The sequence below is a fragment of the Rhizobium sp. BR 315 genome (assembly GCF_050577975.1).
Classification (GTDB): Bacteria; Pseudomonadota; Alphaproteobacteria; order Rhizobiales; family Rhizobiaceae; genus Rhizobium; species Rhizobium miluonense.
In genome coordinates, this window is record NZ_JARWKZ010000054.1 from 1 (window position 1) to 21,240 (window position 21,240).

Consider the following 21,240-nt stretch of genomic DNA (forward strand, 5'->3'; position numbering starts at 1 on the left):
GTTTCGAGGGGTGGGGCACCCCTCGTCCCAGCCAGCGACCACTCGATGTCGTCAAAGGCTGACGCAGTCCCCCCCGGGGCAGGAATAAATCCTCCCCGGATACTGGCAGCGCGTCACTCGGTTCGACTTATTCTGGCATTAGCGCTTGCGAGGAAGGGCTTAAAGGCCGCGGCGATCTTCGCAAGAAAGCCCTTGCTGAACGATCCCAGCACTTCCGCGTTCGGCTCATAATAGAATGAGGTTTCCGCCAGATCGTGATTGAATTCCGACACGGTGATCCATGCATCTTTCCATTCTCGAATGCCAGCGCGCCGGCATTCGAGTTGCGGAATCTCCAAAGCTGTCTGGTCAGAGCGAGGCGGCGTTCCCGAAATCGCCAGCAAGATAAGGTTCGTCTGATTGCCCTTGGGAATCGCAAGAACCATGCAAACGGGTCGACCTTTTCGTCCTTCCGTTTCTCCTTTGTCGCGTTGCCACGCCCAGAGATAGGGATAACGGATCACGGAGCCGTTGGCCGGGACTTCAGCCATTGGCGTCGCGGCCTTCCTCTATCAGCCGGTCAAGCTCAGGAAGGATCATTGCCGCGAGATCTGCGGGAGCTTCGTTCGGACCATAGGCCCTGCGCGGATCGCCTCGGCTTTTCAAAGCTTCAAATTCGTCGTAGGTCATGAGAACGTATCTTGGCCTACGATGTTGCGTGATAGCGACAGGCTCGCGATCTGCGGCCATGGTCACCGTCTTGATGTCTCGCAGCAATTCGACGGTCGAGAATTTTTCCATCATCACGCTCCCTTCAATTAACACGAAATATACAAATTATTTGACTATTCTACAAGGTCACGCAGCGCCCCTACGCGCAGTCAAGTCGTTCCGCTGCAAGAATCTTACAACAGCCTGAGCTGACCGCTCTTTTCGACATTGAAGGACGGTAGCCTTGCTTCTGCGGGTTGTGCACTATCATGTCGGGGCACATGGATAGAGAATGTCTTTGCGACTATTGAATATCCGATTGGTTCTGCGCCAATGTCTCCTTTGACACCTAATATTCAATAGCTTCATGATTTTTGCGCCAATCCTTTCGCTGCTAGGCCTTTTTGTTCTCTTCGTTCTGCCGCTTTTGGGCATGGTGAGCACAATTTTGCTCGTGGGTGGCATTGTGGCGAGACGGGTCACCCGTGGGAAAGGTCATCCACTCTCACGTAAAGCGCGAACATGGCTGTGGGCATTCGGATCACTTACCTTTGCGGTCGACCTGTGGACCGGCATTCTAATCTATGACGTCATCTACCTAAATCGAGAAATCCACCAGCAAACGTTAAACCGAGCGGCACGGCAGGACTTCGTATTGGAGCGCGACTTTCAATACGGCGAACTGTTGATTCCGGCCGGAAGCCAAATCCACCGATACGACCCCTTTGACAACGGCGAAAAGGACCTACCGCTGGCGTTGCGCGGCCTGAGCGCGGTTCATTTCCCGCACCCAGTACAGCTTGCTGGTGTCAGTGCCATTGCGATGGAGGTTTTTCCAGCCAGACTGGAATTGACGACGGATCAAACCATTGGCCCTCTGTTCACATATGGCCCGAATGGGGAACTGGTTCGCGATAACCAACGCGCGACCATTGCATGCAAGCAAGGACAGGTCGCTCGTTTCAATGCGCCTTTGATTCCTTATGATGTAGTCGCTGAATTTGCCAAGCCAGAGCCTGACGGCCCCGCGGCGCGGTTCAAGCCAAGCCAGTGGCAGTTCCTCGGTTGTGAAGACGACGGTCCGATCGAGCTGCCACGCATCCCGCAGGGTTAGTACCAATGCTTCGCGGGAATCTCGGTCATGGATACGGACGCGCCGCATGGCTCAGGCAGCAGGTCTCCGATCAGCAAGCCGAATAAGGCGAGGGTCCCTCGGTAGCAGTAATTTGAAGCACTCTTGACTCAATCGCAAATGAGAACATAATAAGAACAAACTGCTGGAGTGAAAACTGGCCGCGCAATTCCGCATCGATGAAGCCCAGTTGGAATTCCCTTGGCAGCAGGGGAATAGGAAGACCTATTGCCTCATGACAGCCGTAACCGGTCAGACAAATAGACCGCAACTCGACCAGGTGACATCCGTACTCAACCTATTCGAAGACGACGCCTGCGCGACGATCGAAGCTCTGCTCGCCGAATTGCAATTCGTTTGTGGTCAATTGGCCCTTTGCGAAGCTGGAATGAGCGTCGGCTTTACCCGCGGCTGGGTTCCGCGCTTTGACACCGAAGGAGAAAGCTATGTTTGAATATTCGAGAGAGCCGCAGCCGAGAGAGGGTGTCCTCACCATCACCCAGGACCAAGCGAAGGCACTGCACGGGTTTGTAGATCATTTGAGCCGGGATGCCTTTGACACGTTCAGGGACGATCTGCCCGGTTTCCGCGGCAAGTGGCGCGAGATGCTTCGCCATCTCGACAGCATGCGCGACCTGCTGGAAAACGTGATGGACTATCCGACATTGGACGAGGAACTTTGCTGGGATGAACCGAAGCCGCTGTCGACGGACGAGGTTCAAAGCTTGCTGCTGACGGAGATCGGTAACCGTCTCAATATCCGATTCCTTCAGACCGCGGTTTATTGGAACGATGAACATAGACACTTCGGTACGCTCGAGCTCGCGGTCGACGATGAAGCCGGCGAAACCTGCGGACTCTTGCAGGTCGAGGATCTTGCAGGCAAGCAGATCGATTGCGGACCCGGCTGGTCCCAATCCGGCGCCGATCTGGACGAGACGCTCCGCATCTTCATCAATGCTTTTCCGCTACAGCAATTGGAAGCGCTGAACGAAGATTGCATCAACGAAATGCTCGCCGCGAAAGTCGCCTGATTGCGTTACTCGGAGGCGCGCGACGGAACGCTGATCAGATTTCTAATCGGACCGCCAAAGATGTGGCTGGCCACGTCTTTTAGGCGTTCGTGATATTCAATTGCCAAAGCCGGCAAATCAGCTCATCTTTCGGTGATGGCCGATATTGCACGACCCTTCGTGACCGCCGACGATCCTGACAGGCACATACGCTGCCAGGATACACTTCAAACGGCTTTTCAGGAGCTGGTGAGCGCGGCAATTTCTGCAGGTTGGTCGGAACGCGAAGTTTTGCTGGCGCTCGCCGATCTTGCGGATCATCAGTTGCTCGCGCTCGAGGCCAACAACAACACCGATCTCCTAATCGTTTTATTGAAGCGAATAGCGTAGCACGGTTTTCGCAGGATTTTGGCCATAAGTATCCGTTCGCATTGTACAACATGTGCAAGCCCGATCTCATAAGGCCGGAGCCGACGGACGGTACATCCTCCGCGGTCTCATTTCGTCGAACATTTTGCGAAGCCGTTCGACGACGATATGCTGCCTCCCAGCGCGCCTCCGACCACCCGCTCATCATCGGCGAGCTCGAAGGGCTGACGGGCAATCCAGGATGACTGTTTCAATCGAAGGGGCTATCGAGATATACCCGATCAACGAGCTTCAGACTGCGGTCGGGTTGCAGGATGTAAGTCTCGCGCACCCGTTCGCCCCACTGATCAGTAAATATGTGGGGAACGATGCTGCCGATGGGTGACTTTTGTAATCGTTGCCTCGGCTGCCCGCCGTAGGTAATGCTTCCGCGAATGGGCTCCAGTCCTGCTTCGTTGGTTTGGCAGGCGGCAAGCATGCCTGCCAAAATCCCAACTACGACTATTCCTTTCATCGCCTGTTCCAATCTCGCTTCGATACGTCAAACCACGCGTAAGCGCGGAGGTGCCGCGCGGCGGAGCCCTGCATCAGCAATGAATATCAAGCCTGAACATTTTCCGACGTGCGGTTCATGTGATGGACTTTTGAGACTCGTTATTCGTCAAGGTCATAGCGGCCGAATTCACTGAAAATTGCCGCTCTTCCCGTCGCATGCCGATGCAAATCCGAGACTGTGCCAAATCACCCTAAAGCCTGAACCAGGGCAATTTGCAAATCTATCGCTCACCAGGTCAAGAGAGGACGGGAAGAGCCGTAGGAACCAGGTGCCGTCCCGCTTGGAGCTAACTGATTATCTCGTTCTACTCTCTCTGCCCACCGCCGACGGTCGGCCGCTTTGTCTTTGGCAGGATCTGTCGATTTGCTCGCAGTTGCGCGACCAGATTGTCCGCCACTCCCGCCGATCGTCGAGCAGGAAACACAGAAAACAGCGGGAAGAACAATCAGAATTCCCAAGGCAATTGCCCTCGTGAGCCTACTGTAGACCGGCTGCATAGACATTCCTAACGCTCTCTTCGTCCAACTGTCACAAAGAGAGATGCTATTCGATTTCGCATCGAGTGGAAACGGAGGCTATTCCGATTTCCGCGTGATGGACGTTTCCGGCTCCCTGCCTCACCTTCCTCTCGCCGCCCTATCGTCGGCCACACTTCGCGAACTATCGCTGCCTCGAGCCGAATGTGGCCGCCTTCAATGAAAGTTCCGGCTCTTCACCTTCAACCTATCAATATGCAAATCAGGCTCGTAGATCTCGCGTGCCTTCATCGCCGCCCGCTCCCTTGGATCCGGCATGCCAGGCGTGCCATGGGCGAATTCGTCACCGCGGCCGGTCGGTAGCTTGAAGGCTTCATCGCGATCGGCAAGGCCGGAGAGATCGCTCGTGAGATCGAAGAGCTGCTGGGCAATCAGATGCACGACCTCCCCTTCCCGCTGGATGCGGCCGTTGATCGCCATCATCGAAGCGCCGAGCACGATGCGCCGGCGGCGCTCGAAGAGCGTCGGCCAGACGACGACATTGGCCGGCCCCGTCTCGTCCTCGACGGTCAGGAACATGACGCCCTTGGCCGAGCCCGGCATCTGGCGCACAAGTACAAGACCGGCGGTCATCAGCCAACGGCCGTCACGAGCCGACATGGCCTCTTCGCAGGTGACGATATTGCGGGTGGCCAGATCCTTGCGCAGGAAGGCAAGCGGATGCTGGCGAAGCGTCAGCCCGGTATGGCTATAGTCCTTGATGACATTGTGCCCCTCCGTCATCTGGCGAAGGCTGACCGAAGGCTGCTGCTGCTCGGCAATCGTTTTTCGCTCGCGCTCGGCCGCCGCTGCGAACAAAGGCAACGGTTCATTGCGCAGCGCCTTGATCGCCCAGAGCGCATCGCGCCTCTGTAAATTGAGCGAGGACAGAAACGCATCTGCCTCGGCAAGCTCGACCAGGGATGTCGCCGGCACGCCCGATCGCCGCCAGAGATCGTCGATGCTGTCGAACGGCTGGTCGGCCCGGGCGGCAACGATGCGGGCCGCATCGACGGCGGCAAGACCATGGACCATGCGCATGCCAAGACGGATAGCGTGGCGGTCACTACCTTCGAGCTCCTCCAGCGTGCAATCCCACCGAGAGCGATTGACGCAGACCGGCCGGACCTCGACACCATGCTTGCGGGCGTCACCGACGATCTGGGCCGGCGCATAAAAGCCCATGGGCTGCGAATTCAGCAGGGCCGCGCAAAAGGCATCGGGATAGTGGCATTTCACGTAAGCTGAAGCATAGGCAATCAGAGCGAAGCTGGCGGCATGGCTCTCGGGAAAGCCATAGGAGCCAAAGCCTTCCAGCTGCGAGAAGGTCTTTTCGGCAAATTCTGGCGTATAGCCGTTCCTGACCATGCCGGAGACGAGCTTGTCCTTGAACTTCGAGACGCCACCGGTGAACTTGAAGGTCGCCATCGATTTGCGCAACTGATCGGCCTCGCCGCCGGTAAAGCCGGCACAGACCATCGCCACCTTCATGGCACTCTCCTGGAACAGTGGCACGCCAAGCGTCTTGCCGAGAACGGCTTCCAGCTCCGGCGTCGGATAAACGGGTTCCTCCTTGCCTTCCCGTCGGCGCAGATAGGGATGCACCATGTCGCCCTGGATCGGGCCGGGGCGAACGATCGCCACCTGGATGACGAGATCGTAGAAGGTGCGCGGCTTCATGCGCGGCAGCATCGCCATCTGGGCGCGGCTTTCGATCTGGAAGGTTCCGAGTGTGTCGGCCTTGCGGATCATCGCATAGGTCGCCTGGTCCTCCTGCTCGATATTGGCGAGATCGATCGGCCTGCCCTTATGCTCCTCGATCAACCGGAAGGCCTTCGACATGCAGGTGAGCATGCCGAGCGCCAGTACATCGACCTTCATGAACTTCAGCGCCTCGACGTCGTCCTTGTCCCATTCGATCACCTGCCGGTCGGCCATGCTCGCCGGCTCGATCGGCACGAGATCGTCGAGCCGGTCATGGGTCAAAACGAAGCCACCCGGATGCTGGCCAAGATGGCGCGGGGCGCCCATCAGCTGCTGTGCCAGCTTCAACGTCAGCGCAAGCCGTCGATCGTCCGGATTGAGATTGAGCTCACGAAGACCTCGATCGGTCACGAGCTCTTCGGACCAAGACCACATGCCCGACGACAAGGACTTGATCACGTCTTCCGGCAGGCCAAGCGCCTTGCCGACATCGCGGATTGCGCCCTTGGCACGGTAACGCGTGACCGTGGCACAAAGCGCCGCCTTCTGATGCGTGTAAGTCTTGTAGATCCATTGGATCACCTCCTCGCGGCGCTCATGCTCGAAGTCGACATCGATGTCGGGCGGCTCGTCGCGCTCCTGGCTGACGAAGCGCTCGAACAGCAGATTATTGGTGTCGGGATCGATGGAGGTAATGCCGAGGATGTAACAGACGGCGGAGTTGGCGGCCGATCCCCGCCCCTGGCATAAAATGCCCTGGCTGCGGGCATAGCGCACGATCGAAAACACCGTCAGGAAATAGGGCGCGTATTTCATGGTGCGGATGAGGTCGAGTTCGTGGCGGATCACCTTCAGCACCGATGGCGGCATGCCTTCAGGATAGCGGTTCGGGATACACTCCCAGACATAGTGCTCGAGAGATTTTTGCGCGTTCTTGCCGGGAACGATCGCCTCCTCCGGATATTGATAGGTCAATTCCTCCAGCGAGAACTTGCAGCGCTCGACGATCTCGAGCGTGCGGGCAAGCGCTTCCGGATAGCGCGGAAAGAGACGCTCCATCTCATCCGGAGGTTTTAGATAGCGGTCGGCATGGCGCTCGTGCTCAAGGCCGACGTCGTCGATCGTGGTATTGCTGCGAATGCAGGTGAGGATATCCTGCAGTTGCCGGCGTGATGGCTCATGGAAGAGGACATCGTTCGTGACGACGGTTCGGACCTTGAAGCGGGCTGCCAGATTCGAAAGCCCATGCAGCCGCATCTGGTCATTCGGCCGCCGGCGCAGGCAAAGCGACAGATAGGCGCGATCGCCGAAGATGTCGGCGAGCTTCCTCACCTGAACCGCACAGGTCTCATCGGCAAGGTCGGGCACCAGGATAGCGATCAGACCCTCGGCATAGTGGGCAACGTCTTCGAGATGCAGGATGCACTTGGCCTTGCCGCCCCTCTTCTTGCCGAGCGTCAGAAGCCGGGTCAGCCGGGAATAGGCGGTGCGGTCTGTCGGATAGACGAGGATCGACATTCCATCCTGCAGATCAAGACGGCAGCCGACGACGAGACGCAGACCGGTGGCACGCGAGGCTTCCAGAGCCCTGACAACGCCGGCAAGCGAATTGCGGTCGACAATGCCAAGCGCCGTGATACCGAGCTCCTTTGCCGTCCGAAACAGCTCGTCGGCCGACGAGGCGCCGCGCAGGAAGGAAAAATGGGTGGTGACCTGTAGCTCGGCATAGCTCATGCGAAGATCCCATGCAGGAACCAGCGATGTGAGCCTGTGGCGGGATCGACACCGTCGCCGGAGCGAAAGATCCACAGGCGCTCGCCGGTCTCGTCCTCGATCACGAAATAATCTCGGACCGCATCGAATTCCGAACTTCTGGTCCACCACTCGCCAAAAATCCGCTCCGGACCATCGGCACGCTTGACCCGCCGGCGCTTGCCGCGCCAGGTAACGGTAACAGGTGGATGATCCGGCAACAGCGCGATGACCTCGATCAGCTCCGGCCTCGCCAGCAGCCGTACGGGCCTTGGCCAGTGATGCACCCAGGTCTCGGTAACGTCTTCGGCTGCTGCCGATATCCTGCGGATGCTGCGTTCGGGGACATCGGATGCAACGGGCGCTATGCGATAGACGCGCTGTCCGCGATTGCCGAAGGTGTCGATCAAGGGGGTGATGTCCTCACTTCCCTCATCGACCAGCGACGACCGCTGCTCTTCCCCGAGCGGCTCGGTCATGACGACAACCAGTGTTAATCTCTCGGTGCCGAAGCCGGGCTCGATCGTCTCGGTGCGATCGCGAAACAGCTTGGTCAGCCAGGCGACATCGCGGGCAGGTTTGGCCGTTCCTGCACGGATAGCCTGCCTTGTACCGTCGACCTTCTCGATAATCAGGTCGGCCCGCCGGACGCCTAGCCCCTTGCGCTGCAGTTCAGCCACCAGCTTGACGATCAAGCGGCCGACATACCTGTCGATCGTCTCAGCCGCGCCAATGGGTTCAGCAAAGGCGCGGCTGACTTCTATCCACTCCGATGCCCGGATCGGATCGATCGGCTCGGATAGGCGACCGAACATCTGGTCGAGACGTCTGCCAATCTCCGGGCCGAAGCGAAGCGCCAATGGCGCCCGCGGCGTCGTCGACAGCTCGCCGATGGTTTTGAAGCCAAGCGTGTGCAAATCGCTGACGATCTCTGCCGGCAGCCGCAGACGCGAGATCGGCAGCCGTTCGACGGCACGGACGGTCTCTCCTGTGGGGATGATGACAACCTCTCGATCGATGGCGCGGGCACAGGCATGCGCCGCACCCCAGCTGTCGGCGATCGCCGCATGAATGGTCAGCCCCCTCGCCCGGAAACGATTGGCAATGCCGGTCAACATCGGAAGCTCTCCACCCTGCAGATGGTCAGCGCCTTGCGTATCCATGACGATGCCGTCGGTGCCATCGACCGCAACGATCGGGGAATATTGCGTCAAGGCCCAGAGTGCGATCCGCTCAAGAGCCCCTGCATCGGCTGACGGATCCGCATCGGCGAATTGCAGGCCATGCACCATGGCTTGCGCCTTGGCGGCCGGCATGCCCAAACGGATACCCGCTTGCCTGGCTTTTTCGTCGGCCACGGATATCACGCGCTTGGAGCCACTCCTAGAGACCAGGACAAGCGGCCTGTCAGGCGATAATTCTGCTCTCCCATCCATGCGCCTGATCCGCTCGATCGGCAGATCCGGCAGATAGATGGATACGACCCGTGGCATCGCACGCTCCTACGACAAACTCAGCGCACTCACCCGCCTTCACTCTCATCAATTCCAGAAGCCATCGCGGCCGGCCGACGCCTGGAACCGGCAGCTCTTCCGATGGCAAGACGCTCACCCGCCATCTGGTCGTCGATGCCGTCGGCTGCCCGAAATCCGACGCTTCCGTCTGCCGGCGCCAGCGCCTGACCACCAGGCCCATGGTTCCGGTCCTTTCCGCCGCCAGCTGCAGGCGACGGGAGGCGATCATCGGCAGCCGGACAATCTCGCCGACGACGGCGCCAAGTCCGCCAAAGGCCAAGGCCTCTTCCATCGATGCGAGAACGTCCTCCTCCCGGTCGGCCTCGACGAAGACGACGCGATCCGGATGAAGACCAGCCTGCGCCAGCGCCGGAAAGAAGAGGTCCGGCCGCGTCAGGCACCAGACGATCTTTCCCCTGGTCCTTGCGGCAATGCCGGCGGCAAACAGGGCAGCCGCCGCGCCGTCGACGACGCCCGCTCCACCGCCGGCAAATTCGTGCACGGCGCCATAGGCAAGGCCCCCGCCCGGCAGCGTCGCATCGATCTCAGCTACACCAAAGGCAAGACAGCCAATCTTTCTGGCGGCATTGCCTTCAAGTAGCGCAATGCGGTCTTTCAGATCGGATATCACCCTGTCACGGGCAGCAGTCATCATTCACGGGTCCTTGCGAGGTCGTGTGGGCATCGACATCATGTCGGTCAGGTGTATATGTTCACTAAATGTTCCGTTTCGAATTGCAAGTCAAGCAACCCGAAATAGGAATATTATCCCTCTATTTTAGTGGACTTTAAGATTCTCGTTGAGAATCATGGGCATGACTTCAAATGGTCGGCGACGAACAGTGTCGGAAAATTTCCGCCTCCTGCCCAGCAAGACCCACCCGTTGGCATTCTATCGTTTCGTCGGCTACCATGCCGGCCAGCTTCAAGGGGGATGGATCGCCGATGTGCAACCTCTACCGCATGGAAGACAAGGACTGGGTGAACAAGTGGGCTCAGGATGTCGAGAGCCTGATCAACCTGATGCCGGCCTATCAGATGAACCCGGACCAGATGGGGCCGATCGTCCGAAACACTGCCAACGGCAGGAATCAGCTCGTCCATGCGCGCTGGGGCCTTCCCTCCCCGAGATTCGTTCTTGAAAAGGCGGCCCAGGCCAAGGCTGAGAAACTGCGGGCGAAGGGCAAGGAATTTGATTTCGAGCAGTTGGTGCGCGAGCAGGTCGATCGTGGCGTCACCAACGTTCGCAACCTCAAGCTTCCGCACTGGAAGCGCTGGTTCGGTGTCGAGAACCGCTGCCTTGTTCCCGTCACCAGCTTTGCCGAGCCGGATCCGGCAAGCCAGCAAGCCGGCGACAATGTGCCGAATGCCTGGTTCGCGCGCGATGACGGTAAGCCGCTGATGTTCTTTGCCGGCATTCATGTTCCGCAATGGACGTCCGTGCGTAAGGTCAAGGATGGGCCGACGACCGATGACCTCTACGGGTTTCTGACCACCGATCCGAACAATCTCGTCAAGCCGATCCACGACAAGGCCATGCCGGTGCTGCTGCTGACCAAAGAAGCGGCTGACATTTGGATGACGGCGCCTTGGGAGGAGGCGAAGGATCTGGCGCACCCGTCACCGGATGATGCGATGATCGTCGCCTCCCGCGAGCCCTATGGGTCGGCGATCGTCACCAAGGAAGGCGAATTGGTCAGTCCACTAGGCTTGTTGTAGCGCGCGGTGTTTTGACAGTTCAATGCATTGCCACCTGTTCAGACAACAGGAGTTCATTCACCGCTGCATCGACGATTTCCCCGAGCCGGCGCCAGCCGTAAAGGTCATGCTCGCCCACCCGCTCCTGGATCGCAGCCAGCATCCAACCCGCTGCAGCCGGATCATCGGCATTCTTATAGATATTGACGTGCTTCAGGCATGCCTCGATACGCGGGCGGGCCAATCCGCGGTCCTGATCAATCGTCGCGATGAGCGAACGCGCCTCGTGATAGGCTTTTGCTATGCGCAGCTTACCTTGTGCGCCGCTGTCGACAATTTTCCTCACGGCAAAGAGCAAGGCCATCAGCAAGTCGGCCGTTTCGTCGGGCACCACCGTCATACACCTCCTACGATCTCACTGGCCCGGCAATCTCCTGAAGTAAGGAAATATCGATCCAGTTCCGATCCGGTCCCCGAGAAATGCAAAGCGAGTGCTACCCACAGACATACGCGACTTGAGCTACCACCTGCAGTTCGTTCAATATCGCCTTTCATAGTTTTATAATACGTGGTTTTATGAACTGTCAAATGTTGTGTTTCCGCCATGGATGCACGGCAGCGAGTGGCACTGAATCTGAGGCGATTACGGGTTTTGCGGGAAATCTCGCAGGACAACCTCGCGCTTGAGGCCAATGTCGAGCGATCCTATGTCGGTTTCCTCGAACGTGGCAGCAAGAACCCGACGGTCACGACGCTTGAGAAGATTGCTGAAGCGCTGTCTTGCGATATTTCGGAGTTCTTCGTTCCGGTGGCCGACGATCTCATTACAATCAAACCGCTGAAGAGCGGCCGGAAGCCTACGCGCGGCTGATATTTACCCTCGTCCCGGCGCGAGTTGGCGAGTACAAACTCGATTGGCTGAACATCCGGAGACCGCTCTGGGAGCTTTTTGGCGTTTCCACGCCTGGGCAATGGCCAGCCAGGCCCTTTTTGATTGATCCGAAGCGTCCGAAAGACAAAGCCCGCGCAAAGCGGGCTGAGCATTGCATTTGGCCCTGACATCGATGACTTGTTGCCCCTCAACTTCACGCACTGCCGTCGCCTGAACGACCTCACCTTGTCGCTTACTATTTTCTAACGATCAATTCACGAAAGAGGCTTGGGCAAGAGCTCACGGAATAGTCTCAATGTCGAGTTTCGCAACATTCTGACCCATATTTGCACTCGGCGGTGATCCGTTCAGTCGCCGCCAAACCATTGAAGGATTGGCTGTATCAATAACGAAGCGGGGTCACGACGAATTGCAAATCTGGGTGAAATCAGGCACAAACGTGCTTTCCAGACTATTCCACATAATTCGTGAGACCGAGCCATCCCGCGCATCCAGGGGCTTCTTCGCGTTTAGCAAGCCTACCTACTAGGCGAAGCGAACTATCCACACGATGAGGAGTATGTCGATTAGCAATGCAATCACCAGAAGGAGGCTTATGAGCTTTCGTCGCTCTACTGTCTCCTTGGATTCAATTTTGAAAGCCGCTTTGTAAGCGTTTTCGATATCTCGTTCGCTCACTGGTCTGATGGAGTTTCGAGGGCGTGTCATATTGACGAGGCCGCACGTGACGAAGATGAAAAATAATAGCAGATATGGGGCCATCTCAACCGCAGCCTTTTGCTGTCCCGCCACTTGCAATTTCTCATTAGATAAGCAGGTTTCGCTGTCCATCGCAATTGAAAGCCGCTTGCGCAATGCCAGGCGGTTCTGCATCGCCAGAAAATTTGCCCCACGAACGTAACTGGAGCACCTTTGGTGGCGACGACGAAAAGTTCAGCTTCCTCAACCTTTAAACGTGAGCAGGTCTGTTCCCGAACTACGGTAAGCGCATAGTCGCCGTGAGCTCATTTCGCGCCAGCGCCCGCTTCCAGATCAGGACGTCAAGCCGTGCCTTAATGCCGTCTTGGCCTTTCCTCACCGCGGCGGCCACGCGAGCGGCATGATCTAAGGCGTCTTTCGCCGTATCTGGACGGCCTAGGCACACGGCATAGGCCGCAAGTTGACGAAGCGTATGGAGAGATCCCGCATTTGCGCCATTGATCGTCGCCTGAATTGCCTTCGGCAGAAAGGCTATCGCTTTTTCGCGATCACCCAGCACTATGGCACGCTCGATCAACCTGTCCCAGAGTCCGACGCCGCCACCGGCTAGGACATCGCTGTCGTTTGGGCTTGCATTCCGATGATCCGTCGCCTGCATTACGAACCATACCCAGAAGATCTCGCCATGCTCAGACGGAACCTTGGCTTTGAGTTCAGAGAACATGTCGCCAAGACCTGCCCAATAAGCGGCGTAGGCGAGATAGTAGTGTTCGGGATAGGAGTCGGGAGGCGAGGATGCGTAAATGTCGTAACCACGTCGGCAAAGCTCGGCAGCAGCCTGTGTATCGCCGACATGCGAGAGCTGAGAAGACAAAATCGAAAGGCTGTAGATACGCGGGCTCTCAAGCGCCATCAACGTTTCGGATGCCCTTTTGGCAAGCGCCAGCGCATCTCTCTGATCGCCGCCGAGCAAGTGCAAGGCAACAACAGATTGCACCGCATTGACGATGTCGGTCTCGTTGAGGTTCTCCCCGACCAGTGCTTCCTGGAAGATTGACTCGGCTGTCTCGAAAGCTGCCTGCGAATTCCCCTTCTGCAACTGCAACGTAGCGATTGCCAGCCAGGGGGTGATCTTGCTTTGAAAAAGATGCGTCATGGGCGGCAAACGCTGTAGTTCGGCGATGTCACCGGTCAATTGGAACAGGCTACTATCGTATTCGATATTGGTCCCGTAAGCCGCCCCCGAAAAATCAGCCGCCACCTTTGCAAGTTTGGCCTCGCCGAGCTTAGCCGCAACGGTCGCCACGGCTGATGCATCGAAATTGAATTTGCCGGCCTGCTTGGCGCGCTCCAGCTTCTCAGCAAGCATCTCGAATATGGCTGAGCGTGTCGCATTCGCAGGCCGAGGTCCTAAGTTGTTTAAGAGGTTGGCAGCATGAGACTTGGCTGGGGAGGGCTCAGCCGCCTCCGCCGGAACACCGGGTGTCAGACAATACATGTGGCTCAAAATCGCCAGCAGCTTCGCGACAACCTCGGGCGAGTCAGCATCGCTGTCCTCAGCGAGCCCGAGCATCGAGGGAGCCAAGTCAAGCGCTCGGTCGGGATCTGCCAAAGCGATCGCCGCGAGTGAGACCGCGTGCAGATCGGCGATGCAAGCGCGATAGAACACCTCGGTTGAGCGGTCATGTGGCGGCGGTAAAGCCCTGTCGATGAGTGCCTGTCTTTCCGGAATCTCGAAAGAGCAAAAGGCGCTCAATAGGCGAGAAAGCGCATTCGGTGGTAGCGCCATGGCCTCGCGAGCGAGAATGCTGGCAGCAAGTGTATCCGCATCCCGCTCATCACTGGACCGGTTGAAAAATCTAGCCAGAAAAGGAAACTTGATCACGCATTTATCCGCTAGGGCGGAAAGAAAAAGCTTCGTCATGATAATCCAGGAAGGGTCACCACGGGGATCGGGTGGAAGGACGTGGTAGCTCAATTCGGGCCGCTACTCTAGTCCGTGTGATGTGCGAAAATTCAATTGTAAATTGGAACTCCTGGTGACGAAACACTCGGCTTCAACACTCGATGAATTCGGCTGTGCCACCGGTATCGTAATGTCTGGATGGCGCCCGCTTGGCAAGGTGCTTTTGGAAGATGCTGAGCTTTGCGGGTCGGGTGACCGCATTCGAAGCTGCGTATGATCGGGATATCCATTCCACCGATAAAGCCCACAGTCCCTGTCTTCGATTTCAACCCGGCAAGCGCACCAACGACAAAAGCAGCCTCATGATAGGCAAAATGGATTGACCGAACGTTCGGCTCATCGACGGTGCTATCCACGATGACGAACTTCTCGTCAGGGTATTGGGCGGCAACTTTCTTGAGTGGCAGCGACCAGGCAAAGCCGACGACCACGATTGGACTCGCGCCTTGCCGGGCAAATGTCCGCAGCGCCTGCTCTCTTTCAGTCTCGCGATTGATCTCGAATTCGGCGACTTTGACGCCGGTTTCCTTGCGGAATCTATCCATTCCGTTAAATGCATTCTCATTGAACGACTTATCGAATTTTCCACCCATATCGTAGAGGATCGCCGGGCGAGATTCGGCAGATTGGGCGGCGGATGTTGCCGACAGCATGGATAAGGCCAAGCAAGGGCCCGTTGCGACTTTTTTCATTTTCAGCGTTCCCTTTTTCTTTTTGGTAGCAATGCGATGAGTTTGAAAGCCACTCGGATCGGCTCTCGCGCGATCCGAGGCGTCGTTGTCGTTAGGAGGTGAGCGTCAACGACAGTCCCCATGTTTATGATTTGCGCCGCCCCTCATCCGGCACCGGGCTCCTTGAGCGCCAACAAGCTCGAAATCCTTGAGACGTGCGCAGGATCGAGCAGGATCTTCGAAAGAGCGCGACGATATGAGATGAGCTCGCGAGCACGGTCCTTCAGCAGATAATCGAAGTCGCTTCCGACCGGAGAGTACTCCTTTACCCCGGCCACTCGTTCGCGGCTGATGATGGCGCGAAACCCGACGATATGACCGACCCGCATCAGCCGCTTACATCGGCGATGCATTGCAACGGCAGACAGGCGCAGATGAATTGCGATCTCGTTTGCGGGCATTCGGCCACCCTTGGCGAGCAGCGCCAGTATCACGCGGTCTAGCGCGTCCAGGGCGGATGGCTGTTCACCATCGATGCAGTCGTGTGAATCTCGAGCGTCAAGCATCTTAACTCCTCTGCCGCCCATCGCCCGCAATGCATCGGTTTCGCGCGACCGGCAGGCGGCGGCGGCATCTCAGGCCAGTGTGTAGGCGGTCTTGACGGTGGTGAAGAACTCGGCGGCATATTTGCCCTGCTCGCGCGGACCGAAGGACGAACCCTTGCGCCCGCCGAAAGGCACATGGAAATCAACACCGGCCGTCGGCAGGTTGACCATCACCATGCCCGCTTCCGCATTGCGTTTGAAATGGGTCGCATGCTTCAAGCTGGTCGTGGCGATGCCGGAGGACAGGCCGAACGGCGTATCGTTGGCGACAGCCAGCGCCTCGTCGTAATCCCTAACGCGAATGACCGAGGCAACCGGCCCGAAGATCTCYTCGCGGCTGATGCGCATCTGGTTCGTCGCCTCTGTGAACAGCGTCGGCTGCAGATAGAAGCCGGGCGTGTCGCGGCTGACAAGCTCGCCGCCAAAGGCAAGCTTTGCGCCTTCCTGCCGGCCGATTTCGATATAATCGGTGTCCGTCTTCAGCTGCTTGGCGTCGACGACCGGGCCGATATGGGTGCCGGACTTCAAGGCGTTGTCGACGTTCAACGTCTTCAGCTTCTCCGTCAGGGCCGCCACGAACTTGTCGTGAATGCCCTCGGTGACGATGAGGCGCGACGAGGCCGTGCAGCGCTGACCGGTCGAGAAGAAGGCGGAATTGGCAGCCGCCTCGACGGCAACCGTTAGGTCAGCATCGTCAAGCACGACCATCGGGTTCTTGCCGCCCATTTCGAGCTGATACTTGCGGCCATGCTCTACGGAGGAAAGCGCCACGCGCTTGCCGGTGCCRACCGAGCCGGTGAAGGTGATGCCCGAAAGAACCGGGCTGTCGAGCATCGCCTGGCCAACGACCGAGCCCTTGCCCATGACGAGGTTCATTACACCCTTCGGCAGGCCGGCGCGGTGYAGGATATCGACGATCGCCCACGAGCAGCCAGGCACGAGATCGGCCGGCTTGAAGACGATGGTGTTGCCGTAGCAGAGCGCCGGCGCGATCTTCCAGGCCGGAATGGCGATCGGGAAGTTCCAGGGCGTGATGATGCCGATGACGCCGAGCGGCTCGCGGGTGATCTCGACGCCGATATTCGGGCGCACGGAGGGCAATACCTCGCCTGAAAGGCGCAGCGCCTCGCCGGCGAAAAATTCGAAAATCTGCGCGGCACGGATCGTCTCGCCGATCGCTTCCGGAAGCGTCTTGCCCTCTTCACGGGCCAACAGCGCACCGAGCTCCTCCTTGCGCGCCAGGATCTCTTCGCCAGCCTTCTTCAGGATTGTGTGACGCTCCAGAATGCCGGAACGCGACCAAGCCGGAAAAGCCGCCTTGGCGGCAGCGATCGCATCGGCGACATCCTGCGCATTCGCGCTGGCATAGAGGCCGACGACCTCGTTCGTATCCGACGGGTTGATGTTCTCGGTACCGGCAGTCCCGGTCCACTCGCCGGCGATCAAATTCTGATGAATGGTCATGGCCTCATGCCTTCCTGGTTCGTATTGAAGATGCCCGGCCGAGCCTACAGCCGGGCTCGACGAATTACAGCTGGCGAACAGCCACATTCTCTTCGGCGGCAACTGCCAGCGGATTGCGCAGCGGCAGGCCGAATTCGGCAACCTCGATTTCAAAGACATCGCCCGCTTCCGGCTTGATGCCTTCGGCGAAGGAGAGCGTCGCCGTACCGAACATGTGCACATGCACATCGCCGGGGGTGCGGAACAAGCCGTATTTGAAGTGGTGATATTCAAGGTTCGCGAAGGTATGCGACATGTTCGCCTCCCCCGACAGGAACGGCTTTTCGAAGATCACCTTGTCGCCGCGCTTGATGCGGGACGAGCCGCGAATATCCTCAGGCGCTGCGCCGATGCGGATTTCCGGACCAAAGCTTGCAGGGCGCAGCTTGGAATGCGCGAGGTAGAGATAGTTGATCCGCTCGGTGACGTGATCGGAAAATTCGTTCGACAGCGCAAAGCCGATACGGAACGGCGAGCCGTCCTTGGCGATGACATAGATGCCGGCCATTTCGGGCTCTTCGCCGCCGTCGAGCGCGAAGGACGGCGACACGAGTGCGGCGCCCGGGGCCGCCGCGCCATGGCCATTGCCCTTGTAGAACCATTCGGGCTGGACACCCTTCTCGCCTGCCTTCGGCTTGCCGCCCTCGATGCCCATCTTGAACATCTTCATGGAGTCGGTCAGCGTCTCTTCAGCCGCTTCCGTCGTCTTCTTGTGCATGGAATCACGCGTGGCGGCCGAGCCGAGATGCGTGAGACCCGTGCCCGTCAGATGCAGGTGGGCAGCATCCGGATGCGTAATCGGCGGCAGAAAACGGCCTTCGGAATAGACCTTTTCAAGATCGATCGTCTCGCCGAGGCCGTGCGCCTCGATGACCGATACAAGCGACTTGCCGCTGTCGGCAGCCTCCATCGCAAGCTTGTAGACGCTGCCGCCATTGATGACGGCCTTGGCGGTTTCGCCTGGCCCGTTGCGCACCGCTACGACGATCTCGCCGTTCGAACCTTTGATCTGCGAGATGAGCATGTCTTTCATCCTTTCCGAATAGACAGAGATCGGATGCAGTTTACCGTTTCCGGCTCTCAGCGAGAGCCGGACTCTGTCATGGATTTGGTTTTAAAAGCCTCGGTTGATCGCTAAGCGATCAACCCTTGTTCTTGTTGTAGACGTCGATGAACACGGCGGCGAGCAGGACCGCACCCTTGATCATCTTCTGGGAGTCCGTCTGGTAGCCGAGGATCGACATGCCCTGGTTCAGCACGCCCATGATCAGGGCGCCGATAACAGCCCCCGTCACCTTGCCAACGCCGCCGGAAGCAGACGCGCCGCCGATGAAGCAGGCCGCGATAACGTCGAGCTCGAGACCGTCACCGCCCTTGGCGGTTGCCGAGTTCAGGCGCGTGGCGATGATGATGCCGGCGATACTAGCAAGGATGCCCATGTTGATGAAGGTGTAGAACGTCAGGCGGCGGGTATCGATGCCCGAGAGCTTCGTCGCCTTTTCGTTACCACCCATGGCGTAGATGCGGCGGCCGATCGTGGTGCGCTGCGTGGCGAAGCTATAGAGCGCGATCAGCAGCAGCATGAGAACCAGAACGTTCGGCAGACCTCTGTAGGAGGAAATCTGGTAACCGATGAAGATCGTTGCAGCGGCAACTACGAGATTCTGGCCGAGGAAAAAGCTGAACGGCTCGACATCGATGCCATGCTTCTCGTTCACGCTGCGGCGGCGCCAGGAAAGCAGGAACATGACGATCGGAATAACGATGGTCAGGAAAATCGACGTCGAGCGAATGCCGCCCATATCGACGAAATCAGGAATGAAGCCGGTCGCTACGATCTGGAACGCGGGCGGAAACGGGCCGATGCTGCTGCCGTTACCGGTCGTGTTGATGATCGTATAGGTCAAGCCGCGGAAAACCAGCATGCCCGACAGCGTCACGATGAACGAGGGGATGCGGTGATATGCGATGAAATATCCATGCCAAGCGCCGACCGCGGCTCCCATCAGAAGACAAATGACCGTCGCGGCAGCGAGATTCATATGCATCTGCACGACCAGCACGCCTGCAACCGCACCGACGAAGCCGACGACGGAGCCGACCGACAGGTCGATATGGCCGGCAACAATGACAAGCAGCATGCCGAGCGCCATGATGACGATGAACGAATTCTGCAACACGATGTTGGTCAGGTTCTGCGGCCTGAACAGAACGCCGTTCGTAAGATACTGGAACAGAAGCATGATGACGACGAGCGCGATCAACATGCCGTATTCACGAATATTGTTGCGGATATGATCGCCGATCGAAACGATGTGGCTGCTTTCCGTGGCTGGGTTGGCCGAACTCATTGTTGCTTCTCCCCTGAGCGCATAATAGCGCGCATGATGCTCTCCTGGCTCGCCTCTGCCTTTGGCAGTTCGGCGACGATGCGACCTTCGTTCATGACGTAGATGCGGTCGCAAGTGCCGAGAAGCTCGGGCATTTCCGATGAAATCATCAGAACGCCCTTTCCGTCGGCGGCAAGCTGGTTGATGATGGAATAGATTTCGTATTTGGCGCCGACGTCGATGCCTCGGGTTGGTTCATCGAGGATCAGAACGTCGGGATCGGAGAACAGCCACTTCGACAGCACCACCTTCTGCTGGTTGCCGCCGGACAGGTTGCCCGCCTCCTGGAAGACGCCGGCCGAACGGATGCGCAGCTTGGCGCGATAGTTCGTCGCCACCTGCAGCTCCCGCACGTCGTCGATAACAGTCGCCTTGGAAACGCCCATCAGGTTGGCGAGCGTTGTATTGTGCAGGATGCTATTCGACAGCACGAGACCAAGCTGCTTGCGGTCCTCCGTCACATAGGCAAGACCGGCATCGATCGCCCTGCGCACCGTGCTGGTATCGACCAGCTTGCCATCGACGAAGACTTCGCCGCTGACCTTGTGGCCGTAGGACTTGCCAAAGACGCTCATGGCGAATTCGGTGCGGCCCGCGCCCATCAGGCCCGCGATGCCGACGACTTCGCCCTTGCGGACATTGACGTTGATATCGTGCAGAACCTGGCGATCGCGATGCTGCTGGTGGAAGGCGTTCCACTTCTTCACTTCGAAGATCGTCTCGCCGATCGGAACCGAGCGCGGCGGATAGCGGTCGGCGAGTTCGCGGCCGACCATGTTGCGAATGATGATATCTTCGCTGATCTCTTCCTGATGACAGTTCAGCGTCTTCACGGTCATGCCGTCGCGCAGCACGGTGATCTGGTCGGCCACCTTGCGCACTTCGTTGAGCTTGTGCGTGATGATGATCGACGTGATGCCCTGGTTGCGGAATTCCATGAGGAGGTTGAGAAGCGCATCGGAATCGCTTTCGTTGAGCGATGCCGTCGGCTCGTCGAGAATGAGCAGCTTGACGCTCTTCGACAGGGCCTTGGCAATCTCGACGAGCTGCTGCTTGCCGACGCCGATGTCGGTCACCAGCGTATTCGGTGATTCCTTGAGACCCACCTTGGAAAGAAGCTGCTTGGTACGGGTGAAGGTTTCCTGCCAGTTGATCATGCCATTGGCAACGACCTCATTACCCAGGAAAATATTCTCGGCGATCGACAGGAGCGGAACGAGTGCCAGCTCCTGATGGATGATGATGATGCCGATATCTTCGGAGTCCCTGATCGTCTTGAACTGGCGGACCGCGCCATCGTAGTGGATGTCGCCTTCATAGGTGCCGGCGGGATAGACGCCTGAGAGCACTTTCATCAGGGTCGATTTGCCGGCCCCGTTTTCGCCGACCAAGGCATGTATCTCGCCCTGACGAACCTTCAGATTGACATTTTCCAAGGCGTTCACACCGGGGAACGACTTAGTGATGTTCTGCATTTCGAGAATGGTATCGTCCATAGTCCAAATCCAACGCCGCGACCGAACATAGCAGACCGCGCGATCGTCTTAAATATCAAAGCCAGGGCTCGCATC

General features: G+C 58.2%; 21 protein-coding genes. 6 read left to right on the plus strand and 15 right to left on the minus strand.

What is annotated here, in order from left to right; translation table 11 throughout:
- Positions 1 to 113 precede the first annotated feature (113 nt).
- Together QD409_RS29875 and QD409_RS29880 are read right to left on the minus strand one after the other, a co-directional pair.
- Positions 114 to 530 carry a hypothetical protein gene (locus tag QD409_RS29875; protein WP_430764450.1) on the minus strand — a complete coding sequence of 139 codons (417 nt, stop codon included), beginning with the start codon at positions 528 to 530 and terminating at the stop codon, positions 114 to 116.
- Positions 523 to 780 (minus strand): type II toxin-antitoxin system Phd/YefM family antitoxin, encoded by a 258-nt coding sequence (locus QD409_RS29880; RefSeq protein WP_430764451.1) that lies wholly within the window; start codon positions 778 to 780, stop codon positions 523 to 525. The genes QD409_RS29875 and QD409_RS29880 overlap by 8 nt, the downstream gene beginning before the upstream one ends.
- Positions 781 to 1,057: 277 nt before the next feature.
- Here QD409_RS29880 and QD409_RS29885 point away from each other — a divergent pair, with 277 nt between their 5' ends.
- The 4 genes from QD409_RS29885 (at position 1,058) to QD409_RS29900 (ending at position 3,225) form a co-directional block, all read left to right on the plus strand.
- Entirely contained in the window at positions 1,058 to 1,804 is a 747-nt protein-coding gene (locus QD409_RS29885) for a hypothetical protein (protein WP_430764452.1), read from the plus strand.
- 253 nt (positions 1,805 to 2,057) lie between these two features.
- Positions 2,058 to 2,276, plus strand: a complete 219-nt coding sequence (locus tag QD409_RS29890) for a hypothetical protein (RefSeq protein WP_430764453.1) — start codon at positions 2,058 to 2,060, stop codon at positions 2,274 to 2,276.
- On the plus strand, positions 2,269 to 2,856 hold the full coding sequence (locus QD409_RS29895; RefSeq protein ID WP_430764454.1) for a hypothetical protein: 588 nt from the start codon (positions 2,269 to 2,271) through the stop codon (positions 2,854 to 2,856). The genes QD409_RS29890 and QD409_RS29895 overlap by 8 nt, the downstream gene beginning before the upstream one ends.
- A 135-nt stretch (positions 2,857 to 2,991) precedes the next feature.
- Entirely contained in the window at positions 2,992 to 3,225 is a 234-nt protein-coding gene (locus tag QD409_RS29900; RefSeq protein WP_430764455.1) for a hypothetical protein, read from the plus strand.
- Between the two features lie 229 nt (positions 3,226 to 3,454).
- On the opposite strand, the gene QD409_RS29905 is transcribed toward QD409_RS29900, so the two are convergent.
- The 4 genes from QD409_RS29905 to QD409_RS29920 all read right to left on the minus strand — a co-directional run bounded on the left by QD409_RS29905 (position 3,455) and on the right by QD409_RS29920 (position 9,897).
- Positions 3,455 to 3,682, minus strand: a complete 228-nt coding sequence (locus tag QD409_RS29905) for a hypothetical protein (protein WP_430764474.1) — start codon at positions 3,680 to 3,682, stop codon at positions 3,455 to 3,457.
- A gap of 770 nt (positions 3,683 to 4,452) precedes the next feature.
- Complete coding sequence (locus QD409_RS29910) at positions 4,453 to 7,713, minus strand: error-prone DNA polymerase (RefSeq protein ID WP_430764456.1); 3,261 nt, start codon at positions 7,711 to 7,713, stop codon at positions 4,453 to 4,455.
- Entirely contained in the window at positions 7,710 to 9,224 is a 1,515-nt protein-coding gene (locus QD409_RS29915; protein WP_430764457.1) for a Y-family DNA polymerase, read from the minus strand. Before QD409_RS29915 ends, QD409_RS29910 begins: the two co-directional genes overlap by 4 nt.
- Positions 9,139 to 9,897, minus strand: coding sequence for an ImuA family protein (locus QD409_RS29920; protein ID WP_430764475.1), 759 nt, complete (start codon positions 9,895 to 9,897; stop codon positions 9,139 to 9,141). The genes QD409_RS29915 and QD409_RS29920 overlap by 86 nt, the downstream gene beginning before the upstream one ends.
- Positions 9,898 to 10,190: 293 nt before the next feature.
- Here QD409_RS29920 and QD409_RS29925 point away from each other — a divergent pair, with 293 nt between their 5' ends.
- Positions 10,191 to 10,964, plus strand: coding sequence for an SOS response-associated peptidase (locus QD409_RS29925; RefSeq protein ID WP_430764458.1), 774 nt, complete (start codon positions 10,191 to 10,193; stop codon positions 10,962 to 10,964).
- Positions 10,965 to 10,983: 19 nt separating this feature from the next.
- On the opposite strand, the gene QD409_RS29930 is transcribed toward QD409_RS29925, so the two are convergent.
- Positions 10,984 to 11,343, minus strand: coding sequence for a hypothetical protein (locus tag QD409_RS29930; RefSeq protein WP_430764459.1), 360 nt, complete (start codon positions 11,341 to 11,343; stop codon positions 10,984 to 10,986).
- Between the two features lie 222 nt (positions 11,344 to 11,565).
- Here QD409_RS29930 and QD409_RS29935 point away from each other — a divergent pair, with 222 nt between their 5' ends.
- Positions 11,566 to 11,814 (plus strand): helix-turn-helix domain-containing protein, encoded by a 249-nt coding sequence (locus QD409_RS29935; RefSeq protein WP_430764460.1) that lies wholly within the window; start codon positions 11,566 to 11,568, stop codon positions 11,812 to 11,814.
- A gap of 546 nt (positions 11,815 to 12,360) precedes the next feature.
- On the opposite strand, the gene QD409_RS29940 is transcribed toward QD409_RS29935, so the two are convergent.
- The 8 genes from QD409_RS29940 to mmsA all read right to left on the minus strand — a co-directional run bounded on the left by QD409_RS29940 (position 12,361) and on the right by mmsA (position 21,165).
- Positions 12,361 to 12,708 (minus strand): hypothetical protein, encoded by a 348-nt coding sequence (locus tag QD409_RS29940; protein WP_430764461.1) that lies wholly within the window; start codon positions 12,706 to 12,708, stop codon positions 12,361 to 12,363.
- 103 nt (positions 12,709 to 12,811) lie between these two features.
- A complete protein-coding gene (locus QD409_RS29945; protein ID WP_430764462.1) occupies positions 12,812 to 14,458 on the minus strand; it encodes a hypothetical protein in 1,647 nt (548 codons plus the stop codon).
- Positions 14,459 to 14,550: 92 nt separating this feature from the next.
- On the minus strand, positions 14,551 to 15,192 hold the full coding sequence (locus QD409_RS29950) for a BMP family ABC transporter substrate-binding protein (protein ID WP_430764463.1): 642 nt from the start codon (positions 15,190 to 15,192) through the stop codon (positions 14,551 to 14,553).
- Between the two features lie 143 nt (positions 15,193 to 15,335).
- Positions 15,336 to 15,737, minus strand: a complete 402-nt coding sequence (locus tag QD409_RS29955; protein ID WP_430764464.1) for an Lrp/AsnC family transcriptional regulator — start codon at positions 15,735 to 15,737, stop codon at positions 15,336 to 15,338.
- A gap of 69 nt (positions 15,738 to 15,806) precedes the next feature.
- A complete protein-coding gene (locus QD409_RS29960; RefSeq protein ID WP_430764465.1) occupies positions 15,807 to 17,240 on the minus strand; it encodes an aldehyde dehydrogenase family protein in 1,434 nt (477 codons plus the stop codon).
- Positions 17,241 to 17,304: 64 nt separating this feature from the next.
- Positions 17,305 to 18,303: an AraD1 family protein gene (gene araD1, locus QD409_RS29965; protein WP_430764466.1), complete on the minus strand. Its 999-nt coding sequence runs from the start codon at positions 18,301 to 18,303 to the stop codon at positions 17,305 to 17,307.
- Between the two features lie 118 nt (positions 18,304 to 18,421).
- Positions 18,422 to 19,630: a multiple monosaccharide ABC transporter permease gene (gene mmsB, locus QD409_RS29970; RefSeq protein WP_430764467.1), complete on the minus strand. Its 1,209-nt coding sequence runs from the start codon at positions 19,628 to 19,630 to the stop codon at positions 18,422 to 18,424.
- The gene (gene mmsA / locus QD409_RS29975; protein WP_092854347.1) at positions 19,627 to 21,165 is read right to left on the minus strand and encodes a multiple monosaccharide ABC transporter ATP-binding protein; all 1,539 of its coding nucleotides are present in this window, start codon (positions 21,163 to 21,165) and stop codon (positions 19,627 to 19,629) included. The genes mmsB and mmsA overlap by 4 nt, the downstream gene beginning before the upstream one ends.
- Positions 21,166 to 21,240: the final 75 nt, after the last annotated feature.